Genomic DNA, 1,706 nt, shown 5'->3' on the forward strand with positions numbered 1-1,706 from the left:
CTTAGACGATATGAAGTGGGACGGGTTACCTGCCCGTCCGGAGCGGTCCATTATCGCCGGGCGGTCCTGCAGCGCCGGCTTTGAGGTGATTCGGCCGCCCCGACGCGCATACTGGCGCTGCCGGACCTGGTCCCGGCGGTGGCGGCCCTTATCCCGGACGGCCAGTTTCAGCCGGGAGGATGAGGGGCCGGGGCCTTCTGTTTCACAGGTCCGTGGGTTGCCATTGGCGGCTCCTGTGGCCTGCGAGGGTCCTTGGGGGTGCAATGGTAGTGCCACATGTGAGGTTTGGGAGGTCCCGGCTATGTTTGAGCATACTTTCATTGGTCTGGATGTTCACGCGGTCAACGTTGTCGGTCATGCGCTGAGCCCTGGCACCGGCGAAATCAGCGCCCACACGATGGCTGCTGACCCGGCCATGGTGCTGGAGTGGGTCCGGCGGTTCGAGCCGCCCCTCAAAGTCGTTTACGAATCGGGTCCGACAGGGTTTGTCCTCGCCCGGCACCTCCGCGCCGCCGGCATTGACTGTGTGGTGGCGGCTTCGTCGAAGCTCCTGCGCGCTCCAGGGGACCGCATTAAGACGGACCGGCGCGACGCCCGGGTTTTGGCCGAAATGCTCGCGGTCGGTTCGGTCACCGAGGTGCGCATCCCGGACCCTGACGAGGAAGCCCTGCGGGATCTGTCCCGGCTGCGCTCCGGCGCAGCAAAGGACCTTGCACACGCCCGCCAGCAGGTGAACGCCGTCCTGCTCCGGCACGGGATCCGTTACCCAAAGGACACCAGATGGACGCAGGAACACCGCCAGTGGCTTATCGCCCAGCGCTTCAGTGAACCGGCGCTGCAGTTCACTTACGAGGCCGATGTCGAGCAGGCCGAGCTGCTCGCCGCCAAGCTGTCGCGCATCGACAAACAGGTGGCCGCGACGGCGGCAGCGTGCCGCTACGCGTCGGTGATTGACGCGCTGATGTGCTTGCGCGGCATCCAGCTCACGACTGCGTTCGGGCTGGCCGTTGAAATCGGGGACTGGACCCGCTTCACCGGTTCGTCCATCGGTTCCTACCTCGGGCTGGTTCCCAGCGAGGAATCCTCGGGCCAGTCCCGGCACCAGGGCCCGATCACCAAGGCCGGGAACACCTACGCCCGCAAACTCCTCATCGAAGCCGCCTGGGTGCACCGGCGCCCCTACACACGCCCCGGGGACCGGCTGCTGCGCCAGCTTGACCTCGTCGCCCCGGCAACCCGCATCCGCGCTCTGGAAGGCAACCACCGGCTGCACCGCAAGTGGGAACATTTCGATGAACGCCACAAGATGCCGGTCAAGGCCAATGCCGCGATCGCCCGCGAGCTCGCCGGCTGGTGCTGGTCACTGGCCGCACCGCTCCAGCAAGGAGAACGCATGAACGCGGCCTGAGATGAACGGCCGGCCGGGACATGACCGAAGTGCGATGGCAGCACCCGGAGCTAACTCGGGAACGCACTATGAGCAGACAGCCCAAGCCGTCGACGCTCGATCTTAGACACCGATAAGGCTCCAGCCGAACAAGTCGTCATGCGGTAACCAACCCGCGAATGTCAGCCTGACACTGCAGTCGGAAGAAACGACTCGCCAGCACCACACCACAACCGGCCGGTACGCGATGGGCGGCTCCCGGAACAACACCCAGGAGCCGCTCATCCATGCACTCTTGACAACCAGAACTACATATCAG

Annotated in this window: 1 protein-coding gene; it reads left to right on the forward strand. The window is 65.3% G+C overall.

Going from position 1 to position 1,706, the window contains the following annotated elements:
- The first annotated feature begins 301 nt into the window (after nt 1-301).
- Nucleotides 302-1,408, forward strand: a complete 1,107-nt coding sequence (locus E1809_RS26365) for an IS110 family RNA-guided transposase (RefSeq protein ID WP_133207162.1) — start codon at nt 302-304, stop codon at nt 1,406-1,408.
- The last annotated feature ends 298 nt before the right edge of the window (nt 1,409-1,706 follow it).

It is taken from the genome of Arthrobacter terricola (assembly GCF_004354015.1).
Taxonomy (GTDB): domain Bacteria; phylum Actinomycetota; class Actinomycetes; order Actinomycetales; family Micrococcaceae; genus Arthrobacter; species Arthrobacter terricola.